Genomic DNA, 17691 nt, shown 5'->3' with positions numbered 1-17691 from the left:
ACCGGTTCTAAATTTTATAAAACAGTTACGACGAGGTGATAAATGGCAGGTGCAGATTTGGATAAACAGCCAGATTCTGTCTCTTCGGTATTGAAGGTTTTCGGCATCCTGCAGGCGCTGGGTGAAGAGCGTGAAATTGGCATTACCGAACTGTCCCAGCGCGTCATGATGTCGAAAAGCACCGTTTATCGCTTTTTACAGACCATGAAATCACTGGGCTATGTGGCGCAGGAGGGAGAGTCTGAGAAATACTCCCTCACGCTCAAACTGTTCGAGCTGGGGGCGCGCGCGCTGCAGAACGTCGACCTGGTGCGCAGCGCCGATATTCAGATGCGGGAACTCTCCCGACTGACGAAAGAGACTATCCATCTCGGCGCGCTGGATGAAGACAGTATTGTTTACATTCACAAGATTGATTCGATGTATAACCTGCGGATGTACTCTCGTATCGGCCGTCGCAATCCGTTGTACAGCACCGCGATTGGCAAAGTACTGCTGGCGTGGCGCGATCGCAGCGAAGTGGAGCAGATCCTTGACGGCGTGGAGTATAAACGCAGCACCGAGCGGACCATCACCAGTACCGCTGAGTTGCTGAAGGTGCTGGATGGCGTTCGCGAGCAGGGATACGGCGAAGATAATGAAGAGCAGGAAGAGGGGCTGCGCTGCATTGGGGTACCGGTATTCGACCGTTTCGGCGTAGTCATCGCCGGGTTGAGCATCTCTTTCCCGACCTTACGGTTCTCTGAAGAACGTTTGCATGAATATGTGGCGATGCTGCACCAGGCGGCGCGCAAGATTTCTGAACAGATGGGCTACAACGACTACCCCTTCTGACCGCGCTGAAGCATTCGGCGACCGCGGCGCTATCGTCGCGGTCGCCGGTTGGATCTTAGCCGTTATCCACGACGGTTGCGCTTTTACGCAGCAGCGGGCAGCTGCTGACGCCGATCACGCCGCTATCGGAATGCACATAAAGTGCGGTACTGACCCCACGGGCGGTGAGATATTGACACTTCAGGCCCAGGCCGCCGACGTTTTCTTCACTGTGGAATAATACCCCGTAGCCGCTTAATAATACGCCAATCCATAAGATAGCCACGACCACAATAGTACGAATGATTAATCGCATTAATGCCTCATTATTTGTATGATCCTTGCCGTGATTTTGACACGAACACGTTTTGAAACAAGTCGATGATTCCTAAACTTGCCTTTCGTATTACAGTTAGCCGCGGTTTAAGAAGGCCGTGTTATCCTGGCGACATAAAGTACTGATGCGGAGAGTGGAGTGAAAAAATTACGGTGGGTTTTACTGATAGTCATCATAGCAGGCTGCCTGTTGCTGTGGACTCAGATGCTTAACGTAATGTGCGACCAGGATGTTCAGTTTTTCAGCGGCATTTGCACTATCAATAAATTTATCCCGTGGTAAGACATTTTTCTGACGACTGATTTCCTTCTGCGCCGCGGGTGGTAGAATGAACGCCTTCTCTTTGAGGTGGTGAAATGAGTGAGTTACTAAATCCTGGGATCTTAAATCTGGCATCGCTGGCCGTGTCTGTGGCGCTGCTGCTTGTCGGTCTGTTGTTATGGTTCTTCGTCAACCGCGCCAGCTCGCGGGCGAATGAGCAGATAGAACTGCTGCAGGCTCTGCTGGATCAGCAAAAGCGGCAGAATGCGCTGCTACGTCGCTTGTGCGAAGCCAGTGCGCCGGAAAAAGAGGACGTGGTCGAGCCGACCGTCGCCGGTAAGGCGAAAGGGGAGGATGAGTTTATCCGCCTGGTGGCAGAGCGCTAAGTACCTCGACAGGTGTGCATCATATGATGCGCACCTGCATGATAGCGGTCGGTAATATCTTATTCTTATTCCATTATTCCTTTCTCAATGCACTATCCTCTTTTATACACGCTGTAAATAAAGTGATCCCCGCCGCGTTTATTGTCGGATAACGTGACGCTGTCATCTTTTTTTCATTATTAAGGTGCAGAATTAGCACTATTTTTAGCGAGACGACTGAAAGGATTTATTATCACTACACTGGCCTGGCTTTAGCGATTTTTCGTCTGGGGTTATAACGAATTTTGCGCATCAATATTCATCACGGCTCGTCAGTCGCCCGTATACTGGCAGTTCGTATACGGACATACCTGGACGAAGCGAAGTTGTTGAGCTATGGTAAAAAAGTTGCAGTTACAAGGCAGCGCTCCGGCGTTATTGATAAACGCCATAGCGCCTTGCCAGGGGCGGCAAAGACGCATAAATGTGCAGGCGATCAAAGGATTACCTTATAATTTGTGCGAACGATCGAGACACGTTTAAAAATGGCTTGCCATTATTTACGTAGTGTGTGATAACACCTTTCGGGTTAAACGAGGTACAGTTCTGTTTATGTGTGGCATTTTCAGTAAAGAAGTCCTGAGTAAACACGTTGTCGTTGAATACCGCTTCTCTGCCGAACCTTAAATTAGTGCCTCATGCAGTTATGTGTCAGTTTTATCTATGTAAACGCCAGCAGGCGAAGAAAACAGTCTAAGGAATTTTGCAAATGGCAAAGATTAAAGGTCAAGTTAAGTGGTTCAACGAGTCTAAAGGTTTTGGTTTCATTACTCCGGCTGATGGCAGCAAAGATGTGTTCGTACACTTCTCCGCTATCCAGGGTAACGGCTTCAAAACTCTGGCTGAAGGCCAGAACGTTGAGTTCGAAATTCAGGACGGCCAGAAAGGTCCGGCTGCAGTTAACGTAACTGCTATCTGATACAAGACCACTCTTCTTGTATAAAAGCCTCGCCTGTGCGGGGCTTTTGCGTTTTTATTGCAAAGCATGTCATTTCTCCCCCTCTCGTCGCGTCTTGTTGCAAATACTCAACTTTATTAGCATTGTGTAGCAGTCTGTTTTGCTAATTTTCTGTTAAATCAGTTGGTTGCAAAACAATGCCGGAGCTATGGTGCTAAACAAAAAAATGAAGTCCGCCGCCAGCTTTACCCCGATTCGCTTCGGGTTACTCTGTGTGGCCATACTCGGTTGTCTGGGACTGCTATTGGCCCGCGTGGGCTGGCTGCAGATTGTTTCCCCCGATAATCTGGTAAAACAAGAGGATATGCGTTCTCTGCGCGAAGAGCCCGTTGCGGTTGAGCGGGGGATGATCACCGACCGGGAAGGACGACCGCTGGCGGTGAGCGTTCCGGTTAGCGCGATCTGGATCGATCCGCAGACCACCATGGAGAAAGGCGGCGTCGGCTACGGGCCCCGATGGCAGGCGATGGCCGAAGCGCTGCATCTCAACCTCGGGGAACTGGCCCAGCGGGTACAGAGCCATCCTCACGCCCGCTTTCTCTATCTGGCGCGGCAGATCAATCCCGAGCAGGCGGAGTGGATTGATAAACTGCATCTGCCTGGCGTCTACCTGCGTGATGAATCGCGGCGTTTCTATCCGGCAGGCCACGTGGCTGCCAATCTGCTGGGCTTTACCAATGTCGATAATCAGGGCATCGAAGGGGTGGAGAAAAGCTTCAACGCCCAGTTGACCGGTAAACCCGGGCGACGTCTGGTGCGTAAAGATAAACATGGCAATGTGATTGAGAATATTACCGAAGTACCGCCGGTGCCGGCGCATAATCTGCAGTTGAGTATCGATGAGCGCCTGCAGACGGTAACGGAAGATGCCCTCGATAACGCTGTTCGCTGGAATAAAGCCGAGTCCGGGGCAGCGGTGCTGATCAAAATCGATACCGGCGAGATCCTGGCGATGGCCAGCTATCCCGACTTCAATCCAAACAATCGCGATGCCGCAACGCTGGATGATTTTCGCAACCGGGCCATCAGCGATACCTTCGAGCCGGGGTCGACCGTCAAACCGCTGGTGATCATGACCGCGCTGCAGCAGGGGATTGTCCAGCCGGACAGCGTGGTGGACACCCATCCGTTTGTCCTTGACGGCCACCGTATCCGCGATGTCGGCTATTATCCGGAGCTGAGCCTGACCGGGATCCTGCAGAAATCCAGCGATACCGGCGTGTCGCATCTCTCGCTGGCCATGCCGGTGCAGCATCTGATTGACACCTATACGGCTTTCGGTTTCGGCGAGCCGACGGGGCTGGGGTTGACCGGGGAAAGCGCTGGGCTGATGCCGCATCGTCGCTACTGGGGGCAACTGGATCGCGCCACCTTCGCTTTCGGCTATGGTTTGATGGTGACCCCGCTCCAGCTGGCGCATGTTTATGCCACCATCGGCGGCTTCGGCATTGAACGACCGTTGTCGATCACCCGCATCGACCCGCCAGTGATTGGCACGCGCGTAATGCCGGAGAATATTGTCCACAGCGTGGAGCATATGATGGAGAGCGTGGCGCTCCCGGGCGGAGGCGGCACCAAGGCGGCGGTGCGCGACTACCGGGTGGCGGTAAAAACGGGGACGGCGAAGAAGATCGGCCCGGACGGCAAATATATTGATAAATATGTGGCCTATACCGCCGGCGTGGCGCCCGCCAGCCGTCCGCAGTTCGCGCTGGTGGTAGTGATGAACGATCCGAGCAATGGCTCGTATTACGGCGGGGCCGTTTCCGCCCCGGTATTCAGCCAGATTATGGGCGACGTCCTGCGGCTGGAGAACGTCATGCCGGACGGTATGCCGCAAGGCGCGGAGAATCTGATCGTCATGCACGACAGCCACCCGCTGGCGCCGGCGCTGTAACAGTGGTCTGCAAGGGCGAATAGCGCTACACTTTCGCCCTTTCAGCGACACCGGAGCCGTCATGTCATACAGTTGCCCCCTTTGCCACGCGCCGCTCAGCCGTAGCGACAACCACTATTCCTGCCCGCAGCGGCACCAGTTCGATCTGGCGAAAGAGGGGTACGTCAATCTGCTACCGGTGCAGTTCAAACGGTCGCGCGATCCCGGCGACAGCGCTGAGATGATGCAGGCCCGTCGGGCGTTCCTTGACGCCGGGCATTATCAGCCGCTGCGGGATGCTATCGCTGAACGACTGCGGCACGCTGCCCCTCAGGCGTTACTGGATATCGGCTGTGGCGAAGGATATTACACCCACGCGTTTGCCGCCATCGCCAGCCGCAGCTGGGGGCTGGACGTGTCGAAGCCGGCAATTCGCGCGGCGGCAAAACGCTATCCGCAGGTGAATTTTTGCGTCGCCTCCAGCCAGCGTCTGCCGTTCTCCGATAACAGCTTCGATGCGGTAGTGCGCATTTACGCCCCCTGCAACGCCGGTGAGCTGGCGCGAGTGGTGCGGCCTGGCGGGTGGGTGATCACCGCCACGCCGGGACCCCGCCATTTGCTGGAGCTGAAAGGGCTGATTTACGATGAGATCCGCCTGCATGAGCTGAAGACGGAAGCGATGCCGGGGTTCCGCCTGGCTGCTCAGCAGCAGCTGGCTTATCCGATGACCCTGACGGGAAGTGAAGCGCAGGCTCTGCTGCAGATGACGCCGTTCGCGTGGCGGGCCAAGGCCGACGTGCATGACGCGCTGCGTCAGCAGGCAACCTTTGGCTGCCAGACCGATTTTATGATCCATTGCTGGCAGCGCGAGGAGTAAAGCTTAACCGGCGAAATGGCTCCAGAGGATTTCGCTGCCGATGCCAATCAGCACGATACCGCCGAGAATTTCGGCCCGTTTGCCCAGCAGCGGGCCGATAAAGCGACCTACCATGATCCCCAGCGTCGACATGATAAAGGTGGCGCAGCCGATCGCCAGCGCGGTGGTGACAATGCTGACCTGCAGGAAGGCCAGGCCGACGCCGACCGCCATGGCGTCAAGGCTGGTGGCGAAGGCGGTGGTGACCAGCAGCCAGAAGCCATGCCGGCGAGGCGCCTCGCACGCCTCGTCGCTGTCGCCGCGAAACCCCTCGATGATCATCCGCCCGCCGAGAAACACCAGCAGAATAAAGGCAATCCAGTGGTTCCATTCGAGAACAAACTGGCTGGCCAGCATGCCCAGTCCCCAGCCGACCAGCGGCGTCAGGGTTTCAATAGCGCCAAAAATCAGCCCGGTGCGCACTGCTTCTGAGAATTTGGGTTTGTGCAGGGTGGCGCCTTTGCCAATAGAGGCCGCGAAGGCGTCCATAGACATGCCGAAAGCGAGAAGAAGGGTTGCGGATAAATTCATGTGCCTGTCCTGACCGGGGATAATCCATATGACACATCGCTGCCCCCAGTAAATATACGCGGAGCCGCTCAATGGCTGAGCAATACGTACAGCAGTGATGTATCTATGGTCTCGCCTGATTGAATCACTTCAACCCGTACGTGCCACGTTTTGCAACGAGTATGTTGACACGTACATTTCCTGGCGGGCAGGAAATCGGCTACTCCCCAACGACGGGCGCAACCTTAACATATTTTTAGAATATAAAACAATAACAGAAGAGGGCTATTTTAATAACCAAATGATAACGATTTTCATTTGAATTTATAAGTAAATAAATAGTTAATGAAAAACAGAAGAACAGGTGGGGAAATATAGCCATGGCTATATAATCCCCCAGACGAAATCGGAAAAAACATAGCGCTGGCTATATTTATAACTCATTGATTTGAAACAAGAAGTTTGTATATCTTCTCCAGATCGTCGATATTTCGTACGCGAATCAGCAGCCGCCGTTGCTCTAATTGCATCACCAGCACGCCGTCTTCGGATAAATTCATCTCTTTAATTCGCTGATATTCTATCCACACGTTGGCGAAGAAAAAGCCGCGCGGTTTGAAAATGATTTTCGGCGTACGGATCCAGAATAAATAGAGTCCCATCAGCGCCAGCGCAGACAATAGCCAGGTGGTGATTGGGGTGCCGTGCTGGGTGATGTTGTTATAGATTAGAATGGCGATGAGGCCGACAAAGATCAGGCCGTCAACGCGGCTGCGGCGAAGCAGGGGAATGGCCAGCAGCACCGGGCCGTTGCGCCTCGGCATAATAAACTGGTCATACACCGCGTAGGCCAGTAGCGCAAGGATGAACAGGATGATCACCAGGTCCGTGAATGTCATTGCTTTGCGTTCCTCCTGATAAAAAAAAGCCGGGGGCTAGCCCCCGGCGTACAACCTGGAAATTACAGACCCAGCAGGCCGACAGCGTAGCCTGCGATACCGATGACGAAGAAGCCAACGATGATCCACAGCGGGTTAACTTTCTTACGCAGCAGCCACATACAGGCGAAGGTCAGCAGCAGCGGTACCAGGCCCGGCATCAGCTGGTCGAGGATCGTCTGCACCGTGGTGACATGAACCTGTCCGTCAGAGCCGGTGATTTTTGACACCACCATCGGAATGTTCACGTGCGTCCACTTGTTAACCAGCGCCCCCATGACAAACAGGCCGAGGATTGACGCCCCTTCAGTCAGTTTCTGCAGGAAGCCGCCGCCCATATCTTTCACGATGTCCACGCCTTTGCGGTAGCCGTAGGCGACGCCATAGTAGCGGGTCAGCAGTCGCACCGCGTTGAACAGGATAAAGAACAGCAGAGGGCCGAGCAGGCTTCCGCTCATCGCGATCCCGGCGCCTAAGGCCGCGAACACCGGACGCACAGTGCCCCAGAAGATTGGGTCGCCGACGCCGGCCAGCGGTCCCATCAGACCGACTTTGATGCCGTTGATAGCGCCATCGTCAATCTCTGCGCCATTGGCGCGCTGCTCTTCCATCGCCAGCGTTACGCCCAGTACCGGAGCGGCAACGTAAGGATGGGTATTGAAGAACTCAAGGTGGCGCTTAATCGCCTGCTTACGCGCATCGTTATTCTCCGGGTACAGACGACGAATCGCCGGAACCATAGAGAAGCAGAAGCCCAGCGCCTGCATACGTTCGAAGTTCCATGAACCCTGGAACAGGTTAGAACGAATGAACACGCCACGAATATCACTCTGAGTGAGTTTTTTCTCGGTGGTATTTTTAGTCATATCAACCATTTCGCTCACCTGTTAGTCCAGTTCGTTATCGAGATCGTTGTTACCAGCCGCCTGAGCCGGGGCACCGGCGACGCGGTTATATTTCGGGCTCAGCTGGATGTAGAGGATTGCCATGACCGCGCCAATCACGCCCAGGGCCACCAGGTTGAAGTTGGTGAAGGCGGCGGTGACGAAGCCGAGGTAGAAGAACGGCATCAGGTAGCCCGCGCGCATCATATTGATGACCATCGCGTAACCAACCACCACGATCATGCCGCCGGCAATGTTCAGGCCGCTGGTGACCACTTCAGGGATTGCGTTCAGCAGGCCCTGGACTTCGCTGGTACCGACGGAAATGGCCACGATGACGGCCGGGATAGCGATACGCATCGCCTGCAGGAACAGGGACGAGACGTGCAGCCACGACAGGGCGGTCAGGTTGCCATTCTCCGCCGCTTTATCCGCCGCGTGCTGGAAGGCTACGGTGATAGTACGCACGATGATGGTCAGCACCTGGCCTGCAGCCGCCAGCGGGATAGCCAGCGCGATGCCGGCGCCGATGCTCTGATGGCCGGCAATAACCAGAACGGTGGAAATAATGGACGCCAGCGCGGCATCAGGGGCAACCGCCGCACCGATGTTCATCCAGCCCAGGGCGATCATTTCCAGCGTACCGCCGATAATAATACCGGTTTTCATATCGCCGAGAACGGCGCCGATCAGCGTACAGGCGACCAGAGGACGGTGGAACTGAAATTCATCAAGCACCGACTCCATACCCGCAATACACGCGACGATGAACACCAGCACAATCTGAAGAAGGGTAATCTCCATTGTACTTCTCCTGTTGATTAAGTCTTAAAGTGAAAACTGGGGCGCGATCGTCCGGGTTATTTATCGACCTTGGCGATCAGATCCATCATTTTCAGTTTCGGGTCGGTGGACACTTTACGTGCCTCCAGCTCGATACCGCGTGCGTTCAGCTTGTTAAACGCCTCAATATCTTTGGCATCGACCGAAATCGCGTTGTTAACCTGGGTTTTGCCCTGGCGGAACGCCATACCGCCGATGTTGACGCTGGTGATTTTCACGCCGCCCTCGACGACGCGCTCAACGTCGGTCGGGTTAGTAAACAGCAGCATGACGCGCTGTCCGGCGTACATCGGGTTGTTGTAGACGCGGATCATTTTGGCGACGTCCACCACGTGGGCGGTGACGCCCGGCGGCGCAACCTGGGTCAACAGGGTTTTGCGCACGGTATCCGCGGCGACTTCGTCGCTGACGACGATGATGCGGGTGACGTTGGTCTCTTTGGTCCAACGGGTGGCGACCTGACCATGGATCAGGCGATCGTCGATACGCGCGAGGCCAATCACCATGTAGTCATTCGGGCCCATCGGTTTGGCCGGTGCGGCGGCTTTTGGCGCCGCGGCTGGAGCGGGCGCAGGGGCCGCTTTTTCCACCGGTTTGGCCTTCAGCGCTTTCACGCCTTCGCTGCCGGTCTCTACCGCTAAGGCGACCAGCTCATCAAAGGAAGGATCGTCATCGCGGGCCATGAAGGTTTCCACCAGCATCGGGATGTTGACGCCGGCGATAACTTCGTAGTGCTCTTTATCGACGACAATGCGGCTCGCAGCGTTGAACGGGCTGCCTCCCCATGTATCGACGAGAAACAGCACGCCTTTACTGGTATCCAGTTTTGCCAACTGGGCATTGTATTTCTCGATCAGCGTTTCGGCGTTTTCACCCGGAACGAAATCGATCCAGCCAACGTTTTCCTGCTCGCCCAACAGCATCTCTGCTGTTTTCAGCAGCTGTTCTGCAGCCCAACCATGTGTGCCTATTACAATAGCAATCGTCACTTGCTACCTCCTTTATTATCGTGAATGCATCATCTGCTTTGATACATCCTGAATCACTCTTGAGGACAAAATCGATTCAGTTAGGGTGTAAGATAGAAAATAGTTACTACCGCGAATTATTTTAGACAGTGAAAAAATAATTAATGTGATGAAGATCCGTTAATCAGGCATCGCCTGCTAATAATTTTGCAGCGCAAAAAATAGCCTTAGTTATTGCAAATTCAGGTAAATCTTTTCCAATTTCGCTCTATATTTTGCTATGTTTAACTTCCGTTTAATTACTCAGGAGTATAGGGCATAGCCCGCAGTATGGACCGTCATCGACGTCTTTTCACTTTCTGGCACCTGGTTGCCACCTCCACGCATCACGCTTATCTTTCAGCATCTATTGTCGCGTCCGTGCATGACATGGCGATGACTGACCTTGCCGCTAACCGGAGTCGCACATGGAATTGTTAATGGATCCCTCAATCTGGGCCGGCCTGTTGACGCTTATCGTTCTGGAAATTGTGCTTGGTATTGATAACCTGGTGTTTATTGCCATCCTGGCGGACAAACTGCCGCCGAAGCAGCGTGATAAAGCGCGACTGATCGGCCTGTCGCTGGCGCTGGTGATGCGCCTGGGGCTGCTGTCGGTGATCTCCTGGATGGTGACGCTGACGAAGCCGCTGATTACTATCGCCGATTTCTCCTTTTCCGGGCGTGACCTCATCATGTTGCTTGGCGGGATCTTCTTGCTGTTCAAGGCGACAACTGAGCTGCATGAACGGCTGGAAAACCGCCAGCACGATGCCGGTCACGGGAAAGGCTATGCCAGTTTCTGGGTGGTGGTACTGCAGATCGTAGTGCTGGATGCCGTCTTCTCACTGGACGCGGTGATCACCGCGGTCGGGATGGTGAACCATCTGCCGGTGATGATGGCAGCGGTCGTGATCGCGATGATCATGATGCTGCTGGCCTCCAAGCCGTTGACGCGCTTTGTCAACCAGCACCCGACGGTGGTGGTGCTCTGTCTGAGCTTCCTGTTGATGATCGGCCTGAGTCTAGTGGCGGAAGGGTTTGGCTTCCATATTCCGAAAGGGTACCTTTACGCGGCGATCGGTTTCTCGATCATCATTGAGTTCTTTAACCAGGTGGCGCGCCGCAACTTTGTACGTCACCAGTCGACGTTGCCGCTGCGCGCCCGTACCGCGGATGCGATCTTGCGTCTGATGGGCGGCCGTAATAAACAGGCCTCCGTCAACCATGACGCTGACAGCCCGGCGGCGGTGCCGGTACCGGAAGGCGCCTTTGCGGAAGAAGAGCGCTACATGATTAACGGCGTGCTGACCCTGGCTCAGCGCTCTCTGCGCAGCATCATGACGCCGCGCGGGGAAATCAGCTGGGTCGACGCCGAGCAGAGTGAAGATGAAATTCGCCGTCAGCTGCTTTCGTCGCCGCACAGTCTGTTCCCGGTCTGCCGCGGAGAACTGGATGAAATCATTGGTATCGTGCGGGCGAAGGAGATGCTGGTGGCTCTGGAGTCGGGCGAAAACGTCGCGGCGCTGGCCTCCGCCTCCCCGGCGATTGTGGTACCTGAAACGCTGGACCCGATCAATCTGCTCGGCGTCCTGCGCCGCGCCCGCGGCAGTTTCGTCATCGTGACCAATGAATTTGGCGTGGTGCAGGGATTAGTGACCCCGCTGGACGTTCTGGAAGCGATCGCCGGAGAATTCCCGGACGCCGATGAGACGCCGGAGATCGTTATCGATGGCGACGGCTGGCTTATTAAGGGGTCGACCGACCTGCATGCGTTGCAGCAGGCGCTGGGGCTGGATCCGCTGATCAATGACGATGAGGATATTGCTACGGTTGCCGGTCTGGTGATCTCCGCCAATGGCCATATCCCGCGCATTGGCGACGTGGTGTCATTGCCGCCGTTGCATTTCACCGTGGTGGAAGCGAATGACTACCGGGTCGATCTGGTTCGCGCGGTGGTCACCCGTCCGCCGAGCGACGAAGAAGAGTAATCGTCCTGCGCGCCGGTCCCCACGGGGACCGGCGCGTTATTCTGTTGCCTCTCGACTGGCCAGCCACGCCGGGAATGCCTCCACCGGCATCGGCCGGGCATAATAAAACCCCTGCAGCACATCGACACCGTGGTCTCTGAGGTAGCTTTCCTGTTCCTGCGTCTCCACCCCTTCGGCAACGGTAATAATATTCAGCCGGTTGGCGAGGGCGATAATGATATCTGTCACCGTGGCATTGACGCTGTCTATCCCCACCGAGCTGGTAAACGAGCGGTCAATCTTCAGCACGTCCGGGCGCAGTGTTTCCAGCCACGACAGGGAGCTGTTGCCGGTGCCAAAGTCATCGATCGCCAGCTGGACGCCTTTCTGGTGCAGATCTTCGGCCATGTGCTGGTCGCCATCCTGCAGGACATCGCGTTCGGTCAGCTCGACCACCAGCTGCTGTACCGGGTTCATGCTGAACCAGTAATTATGCAGGTCATGCAGCAGTAAGCCGTTGGCAAAGTGGCGGGCCGCGACGTTAATCGCGATATGAAACTGGCGGTCGCGGGGAAAAGCATCCAGACGGCGGGCGGTTTCGGCAATCACGTAGCGGGTGAGGGGGATGATCAGATTGTCCCCTTCGGCGATGGGAATAAACACCTCCGGCGAAATCGCACCGCGGCGGGGGTTGTTCCAGCGCAGCAGGATCTCCACCCCGCAGCAGCGGCCGCTGCGCGCATCCTGCAGCGGCTGGCACCAGAGAGCAAACTCCCGGGCGGAAATACCGAGGCTTATCTCCCGCGAGAAGCTCATTCTGCCGGCGGTGGCCAGCCAGGCGATGCCGGTCATCAACAGGCTGAAGATCAGCGCCAGCGGTAGCTCGCCGGGCAGCTCCTCAAGCGCAATCGCCGAGGCGCCAGGGCCATTGATATTGACGATAAACGGAAACTCGGTAGAGCGCTGGCGATAAATCACCGTTCCCGGCGGGGTATGCGCTTTCTCGAGAAGCCCATGGCTGCTGCTAAAATAACGATCGCCAACCTGCAGGCTGACGTCGCTTATCAGGGATGATTTTTCGTTGAGAATTAAGGTCCCCAGCAGCTCGATATTGACAATCAGCATCACGCCGTCCACGCCTCTCTCCGAGGCTGGATACCACTGTATCAGCACCGGTGAGCCTTTGAGCAAGGAGCTGTCGTTCGAAAAGAGCAGCAGAGGCCGGGGTGCAGGAAGCGCAGGCTGCAGGCGATGTAAATCCGCCTGTCGCGGCCCAAAAATACTCGAACAGTAAACGATACCTGACGTCACGAGCGCGACGGAACGAACGGTCTGCAACGAGGCCGCGATTTTACGCAGCGACAAATGGATATCCGGGCAGGGGTGACCCACCAGAGGAAGCAGGGTGGGTCGCTGCGCGCTCAGCGGACGCAGGATATTATCCAGCGCCGCCACCCGTTGGCTGGCGGCCATGCGAATATAGCCTTCATTTTCGCCACGCTGCGAAATAAATCGGATGGCTAAGGTGGCGCCCAGGGTCACCAGGGCTACCAGCAGGCAGACAATAATGCGTTTGCGACGATAGGCCGTAATGACTTTTTGTGCAGTCTGCATGTGCGACACCCTGTCGACAGGACGAGTGGTTAAGCGTGGCTTATTTAATAGAGCAATTGTAGTGGCAGAATATCGTCAGGTATAGAAAAAAGAAATGCGCCACAGAGGGCGCATCAGGAAGGCAGGGGGCTTTCAGATCCCCTCGCTTCACGCCTGCGCACCGGGAGGGGGCAGGCGAAAGCCAACACTTTAGTCACACTGAACTTTAATCGCCAGTCCGCCGCGCGAAGTTTCGCGGTACTTGGCGTTCATGTCTTTGCCGGTTTCGTACATGGTCTCGATCACTTTATCGAGCGAGACGCGCGGTTCGCTGGTGCGGCGCATTGCCATCCGCGCGGCGTTGATCGCTTTCACGGAGGCGATGGCGTTACGTTCAATGCACGGCACCTGTACCTGGCCGGCGACCGGGTCGCAGGTCAGTCCGAGGTTGTGTTCCATGCCGATCTCCGCCGCCACGCAGACCTGTTCCGGGCTGGCGCCGAGCAGTTCGGCCAGACCCGCCGCCGCCATCGAGCAGGCGACGCCCACTTCGCCCTGACAGCCGACTTCGGCGCCGGAAATGGAGGCATTCATCTTGTACAGCGCGCCGATCGCACCGCAGGCCATAAAGTAGCGGATATAGATCTCCGGGCTGACGGATTCGATAAAGTGATCGTAATAAGCGAGTACCGCCGGAACGATGCCGCAGGCGCCGTTGGTCGGCGCGGTCACCACGCGACCGCCAGCGGCGTTCTCTTCATTGACCGCCAGCGCGAACATGTTGACCCAGTCAACGACGTTCATCGGATCGCTGGAGAGCTTATCGCTGGCCACCAGCAGACGACGCAGCGCCGACGCGCGACGCGGTACGCGCAGCGGGCCAGGCAGCACGCCTTCGGTGTTCATGCCGCGGTCGATACAGGCGCGCATGGTTTGCCAGACATTAGCGAAATAGTCCTCGATCTCTTTTTTGCTGTGCAGCGCCAGCTCGTTCTGCATCACCATCCCGGAGAGCGACAAGCCGGTCTCTTTGCAGTAGGCCAGCATTTCCTGCGCCGATTTAAACGGGTAGGGCACCTGCAGTTCGTTGGCGTTCTCTTTGCCGAAGTGCTCTTCATCGACGATAAAGCCGCCGCCAATCGAGTAATAGGTCTTGCAGTAGATCTCTTTCTCGCCGGCCCAGGCATGAATGGTCATGCCGTTTTCGTGCAGCGGCAGATTGTCGCTGCGAAAACGCATGCCGTCATCCGCCGGGAAGTCGACTTCGTGCTGACCGTTGGCCAGCAGCAGACGGCCGCGTGTCTCGATGTCACGGATAAATGCCGGTATCGCGTCTATATCGACCGTATCGGGCTGATTGCCCGCCAGTCCCATGATAATGGCGATGTCCGTATGGTGGCCTTTGCCGGTTAATGACAGCGAACCGTAGACGTCAACCGCCACGCGGGTCACTGCATTAAGCAATCCTTTTTCGACCAGGTCATCGACGAACTGTTTACCGGCCTTCATCGGGCCAACAGTGTGGGAAGATGAGGGACCAATCCCCACCTTGAACATGTCGAATAGACTAATCACGATAATACTCCTGACAGGGTTACCGCGGGTGCGGTAACGATGTAATAACTGCGCATAGTGTAAGAGGGAAGCGCCCTGTCAGTTCAACTATTCACATGAATTAAACTAATGGATAACCGCGATTTTACTAATAGTGAGAGCGCCCTCTCATAATCAGTATAGCTAAGGGCGCGCGCCTATCTGCAGCGCCAGCTCGCGAATGATCCCGGCGGTCATTCCCCAGACAAAATAATGCTGGTACCAGGAGAGCCAGACGCGGTGGTCGTTGCCCCGGCGGTGGATATCGAGCGGATGGTAGCGCCCGAGGCGCAGGGCTTCGGCGAGCGGCATTTCAAATACCGCGGAGACCTCGTCCTGGCTGGCGTGATAGTGCAGATCCGGTGGAATAATGCCCACCACCGGCGTCACCTGGAAGCCGGTGACACTGTCCACCGGCGGCAGAACGCCAATCACCTCAACCTTCTCTGGCGGGATCGCCACCTCTTCCTGGGCTTCGCGCAGAGCGGCGGCGATAAGCGTCGCATCGGTATTATCTACCGCCCCACCGGGAAAGGCGACCTGGCCGGCGTGCTTGCGCAGCAACGGCGAACGCTGGGTCAACAGCAGGCCAGGCTGCGGCCGGCGTACGATCGGTACCAGCACCGCCGCCTGCCGCTGGTTTAGCGCCTGTGGCGAAGGCTGTGGACGCAGCAGCTGAAAGCGGGACAGAAAGTCATCCAGATTGAGGGCGCGGTCCGCCATGGTCTAGTTCTCCAGTTGGTGCAGGATACGATTAACTTTATCAAAAGTTTCCTGATATTCTGCGGCTTCCTCACTATCCGCCACAATCCCGCCGCCGGCGGAACAGTACAGTTGCCCCTGCCAGGCCGTTAGGGTGCGAATGGTGATGCTGGTATCCATATTGCCGCAATAGCTCAGATAGCCGATGCTCCCGCACCAGGCGTTACGTCGCTGGGGTTCCAGTTCATCAATAATCTCCATCGCCCGGACCTTCGGCGCGCCGGTGATCGACCCTCCCGGGAAGGCGGCGCGCAGCAGATCGCTGGCGTGCAGCGTCGCCGGCAGGCGGGCGGTGATGGTACTGACCAGATGATGGACCGCCGGGAAGGGCTCCACCACGAACAGCTCGGGGACCCGCACGCTGCCCGGGACGGCGACGCGGCCGATGTCGTTGCGCATCAGGTCGACAATCATTAAATTCTCGGCGCGATCTTTCGGCGAGTTCGCCAGCTTCTCCGCCTGCTGCGCATCCGCCAGCGGCGAATCGAGCCGCGGCAGGGTGCCCTTAATCGGGCGCGTCTGGATTTCCCCCTGGCGGAGCTGAATAAATCGCTCCGGCGACAGGCTTAAAATCGCCCCTTCCGCAAGGCGGATGAAGGCGCTAAAGGGGGCGCGGTTGGCGGCGTTCAACTGGCGGAAAGCCTGCCATTCATTCCCGACGTAGCGTGCCTGAAAACGCTGGGCGAGATTGACCTGATAGCAGTCACCGCTGCGCAGATAGGCCTGCACCTGACGAAATTTCTCGCCGTATTGCTGGCGGCTCATATTTGACTGCCAGGCAGAGGTCAGGGTGAAGGTTTCACCTGGCGCCGACGTTTGCGCCTCCAGCCACTGCAGACGCTGCTGCGGGTCGTCATAGCTGAGCAGCGACACCTGCTGGCGCTGATGGTCGACGATCAGCGCCCAGTCATAAATCCCCACCGCCATATCCGGCAGCGCGATATCGGCCTGCGCCACAGTGGGAAGTCGCTCAAAACGGCGGCCCAGATCGTAACCGAACAGCCCCAGCGCGCCGCCAAGAAACGGCAAATCCTCATGGGGCTGCGGCGTGAACGGCTGACGATCCAGCTGCTGCTGGAGTAGTTGCAGCGGATCGTCCGCCGAGACAAAAGTGGTCTCGCCGTCATCGACCCAGGTCTGTTCACCGCGCGTCAGCAGCGTGGCGCGCGGGGCCGCCACCAGGATATCAAAACGGTTATGCGGATGGTCGGCAAAGCCGGAATGTAGCAGCATCGCCCAGGGCAGGGCGCTTAACGGCGTAAAATAGTGTTCGGCGGCATCCGGGCGCCAGGGCAGGGTAATAATCGCGGGGGACAACATCTTTCTCGATCCTGAACGTTACCGTCCCTCTGGCGTAGGCGGGGACGGCGTGAAATAATTACGCCCCACAATGTAGCAGGAGTACAAGATGTTTGCAGGTTTACCTTCGCTGAGCCACGAGCAACAGCAAAAAGCGGTCGAACGTATCCAGGAACTGATGGCCCAGGGGATGAGCAGCGGCCAGGCGATTGCCCTGGTGGCGGAAGAGCTACGCGCGACGCATACCGGCGAACGGATCGTCGCGCGCTTTGAAGATGAAGACGAAGACGAGTAATTACACCGCGGCGATAATTTTGATTTCAACCTTATACTGCGGGTTCATCAGCGTTGCTTCCACCGTGCAGCGCACCGGGGCGTGACCGGCTACCACCCAGGCGTCCCACGCTTTATTCATCGCCGCAAAGTCGCTTTTGTCGGCGAGGAAAATGGTGGCGTCAAGAATGCGCGACTTGTCGCTGCCCTGTTTTTCCAGCACCGCGTCAATCTGCGCCAGGGTGTTGGCGGTCTGCTCGAAGGCATCGGCATCAAGATTCGCCGGCACGCCGGTGTAGTAAAGGGTCTGATTGTGGATCACTACATCTGACCAGCGGGCTTCGGCATCAATACGCGTAATTGTCATTTCTCATTCCTCTCTGAGCATTCCATTTAGCTGCGGCAAGACTGCCATAATGTTCCGCTCGCGTCA

The 17691-nt window shown here is 56.6% G+C and carries 19 protein-coding genes and 1 pseudogene; 9 read left to right on the top strand and 11 right to left on the bottom strand.

Annotated features, from left to right (window positions below; genetic code table 11):
• Positions 1-42: 42 nt before the first annotated feature.
• Positions 43-834 carry a DNA-binding transcriptional regulator KdgR gene (kdgR, locus tag GT756_RS16125; protein WP_004203369.1) on the top strand — a complete coding sequence of 264 codons (792 nt, stop codon included), beginning with the start codon at positions 43-45 and terminating at the stop codon, positions 832-834.
• A gap of 55 nt (positions 835-889) precedes the next feature.
• Here the strand turns inward: kdgR and GT756_RS16120 are convergent, their stop codons facing one another.
• Positions 890-1129 (bottom strand): YobH family protein, encoded by a 240-nt coding sequence (locus GT756_RS16120; RefSeq protein ID WP_004203368.1) that lies wholly within the window; start codon positions 1127-1129, stop codon positions 890-892.
• Between the two features lie 159 nt (positions 1130-1288).
• Between GT756_RS16120 and mgrB the strand changes: the two genes are divergently transcribed.
• The 6 genes and pseudogenes from mgrB (at position 1289) to rlmA (ending at position 5547) form a co-directional block, all read left to right on the top strand.
• A complete protein-coding gene (mgrB, locus tag GT756_RS16115; protein WP_002911375.1) occupies positions 1289-1432 on the top strand; it encodes a PhoP/PhoQ regulator MgrB in 144 nt (47 codons plus the stop codon).
• 74 nt (positions 1433-1506) lie between these two features.
• Positions 1507-1797 (top strand): YebO family protein, encoded by a 291-nt coding sequence (locus GT756_RS16110; RefSeq protein ID WP_004203366.1) that lies wholly within the window; start codon positions 1507-1509, stop codon positions 1795-1797.
• A 591-nt stretch (positions 1798-2388) separates the two neighbouring features.
• Positions 2389-2460, top strand: a pseudogene (locus GT756_RS16105) (DUF2627 domain-containing protein); the annotation flags it as partial.
• Between the two features lie 85 nt (positions 2461-2545).
• Positions 2546-2755, top strand: coding sequence for a transcription antiterminator/RNA stability regulator CspE (gene cspE / locus GT756_RS16100; RefSeq protein WP_001062678.1), 210 nt, complete (start codon positions 2546-2548; stop codon positions 2753-2755).
• A 187-nt stretch (positions 2756-2942) separates the two neighbouring features.
• Positions 2943-4691 carry a peptidoglycan glycosyltransferase FtsI gene (gene ftsI / locus GT756_RS16095; protein ID WP_004203364.1) on the top strand — a complete coding sequence of 583 codons (1749 nt, stop codon included), beginning with the start codon at positions 2943-2945 and terminating at the stop codon, positions 4689-4691.
• Positions 4692-4752: 61 nt separating this feature from the next.
• Positions 4753-5547 (top strand): 23S rRNA (guanine(745)-N(1))-methyltransferase, encoded by a 795-nt coding sequence (rlmA, locus tag GT756_RS16090; RefSeq protein ID WP_087832174.1) that lies wholly within the window; start codon positions 4753-4755, stop codon positions 5545-5547.
• A gap of 3 nt (positions 5548-5550) precedes the next feature.
• Here the strand turns inward: rlmA and mntP are convergent, their stop codons facing one another.
• The 5 genes from mntP to manX form a co-directional block, all read right to left on the bottom strand.
• A complete protein-coding gene (gene mntP, locus GT756_RS16085; protein ID WP_017900206.1) occupies positions 5551-6117 on the bottom strand; it encodes a manganese efflux pump MntP in 567 nt (188 codons plus the stop codon).
• A 419-nt stretch (positions 6118-6536) separates the two neighbouring features.
• The gene (locus GT756_RS16080; RefSeq protein ID WP_160124917.1) at positions 6537-6995 is read right to left on the bottom strand and encodes a DUF986 family protein; all 459 of its coding nucleotides are present in this window, start codon (positions 6993-6995) and stop codon (positions 6537-6539) included.
• Between the two features lie 62 nt (positions 6996-7057).
• Positions 7058-7909, bottom strand: a complete 852-nt coding sequence (locus GT756_RS16075) for a PTS mannose transporter subunit IID (RefSeq protein ID WP_004145526.1) — start codon at positions 7907-7909, stop codon at positions 7058-7060.
• 12 nt (positions 7910-7921) lie between these two features.
• Positions 7922-8722 carry a PTS mannose/fructose/sorbose transporter subunit IIC gene (locus GT756_RS16070; protein ID WP_004203359.1) on the bottom strand — a complete coding sequence of 267 codons (801 nt, stop codon included), beginning with the start codon at positions 8720-8722 and terminating at the stop codon, positions 7922-7924.
• Between the two features lie 56 nt (positions 8723-8778).
• Entirely contained in the window at positions 8779-9750 is a 972-nt protein-coding gene (gene manX, locus GT756_RS16065) for a PTS mannose transporter subunit IIAB (protein WP_004203357.1), read from the bottom strand.
• A gap of 446 nt (positions 9751-10196) precedes the next feature.
• Here manX and yoaE point away from each other — a divergent pair, with 446 nt between their 5' ends.
• The gene (gene yoaE, locus GT756_RS16060) at positions 10197-11759 is read left to right on the top strand and encodes a CNNM family cation transport protein YoaE (RefSeq protein WP_004203354.1); all 1563 of its coding nucleotides are present in this window, start codon (positions 10197-10199) and stop codon (positions 11757-11759) included.
• A 36-nt stretch (positions 11760-11795) separates the two neighbouring features.
• Here yoaE and GT756_RS16055 read toward each other — a convergent pair whose 3' ends face one another.
• From GT756_RS16055 to pabB, 4 genes are all read right to left on the bottom strand, one after another.
• Positions 11796-13352, bottom strand: a complete 1557-nt coding sequence (locus GT756_RS16055; RefSeq protein WP_064794750.1) for an EAL domain-containing protein — start codon at positions 13350-13352, stop codon at positions 11796-11798.
• Positions 13353-13541: 189 nt separating this feature from the next.
• On the bottom strand, positions 13542-14906 hold the full coding sequence (gene sdaA, locus GT756_RS16050) for an L-serine ammonia-lyase (RefSeq protein ID WP_160124916.1): 1365 nt from the start codon (positions 14904-14906) through the stop codon (positions 13542-13544).
• A gap of 162 nt (positions 14907-15068) precedes the next feature.
• A complete protein-coding gene (locus tag GT756_RS16045) occupies positions 15069-15647 on the bottom strand; it encodes a CoA pyrophosphatase (protein ID WP_004203342.1) in 579 nt (192 codons plus the stop codon).
• Between the two features lie 3 nt (positions 15648-15650).
• Complete coding sequence (gene pabB / locus GT756_RS16040) at positions 15651-17006, bottom strand: aminodeoxychorismate synthase component 1 (protein WP_049116231.1); 1356 nt, start codon at positions 17004-17006, stop codon at positions 15651-15653.
• An 88-nt stretch (positions 17007-17094) separates the two neighbouring features.
• Here pabB and GT756_RS16035 point away from each other — a divergent pair, with 88 nt between their 5' ends.
• Positions 17095-17280 carry a YoaH family protein gene (locus tag GT756_RS16035; RefSeq protein WP_004203339.1) on the top strand — a complete coding sequence of 62 codons (186 nt, stop codon included), beginning with the start codon at positions 17095-17097 and terminating at the stop codon, positions 17278-17280.
• Here GT756_RS16035 and GT756_RS16030 read toward each other — a convergent pair whose 3' ends face one another.
• The gene (locus GT756_RS16030) at positions 17281-17625 is read right to left on the bottom strand and encodes a RidA family protein (protein ID WP_002910910.1); all 345 of its coding nucleotides are present in this window, start codon (positions 17623-17625) and stop codon (positions 17281-17283) included. It lies immediately after the preceding gene.
• Between the last annotated feature and the right edge of the window lie 66 nt (positions 17626-17691).

Source organism: Klebsiella sp. Q2 (assembly GCF_009900705.1).
In the GTDB taxonomy this organism is placed as follows: domain Bacteria; phylum Pseudomonadota; class Gammaproteobacteria; order Enterobacterales; family Enterobacteriaceae; genus Klebsiella; species Klebsiella quasipneumoniae.
The sequence above is the reverse complement of the archived record's forward strand: the minus strand, read 5'-3'. Positions and strand labels throughout refer to the sequence as shown.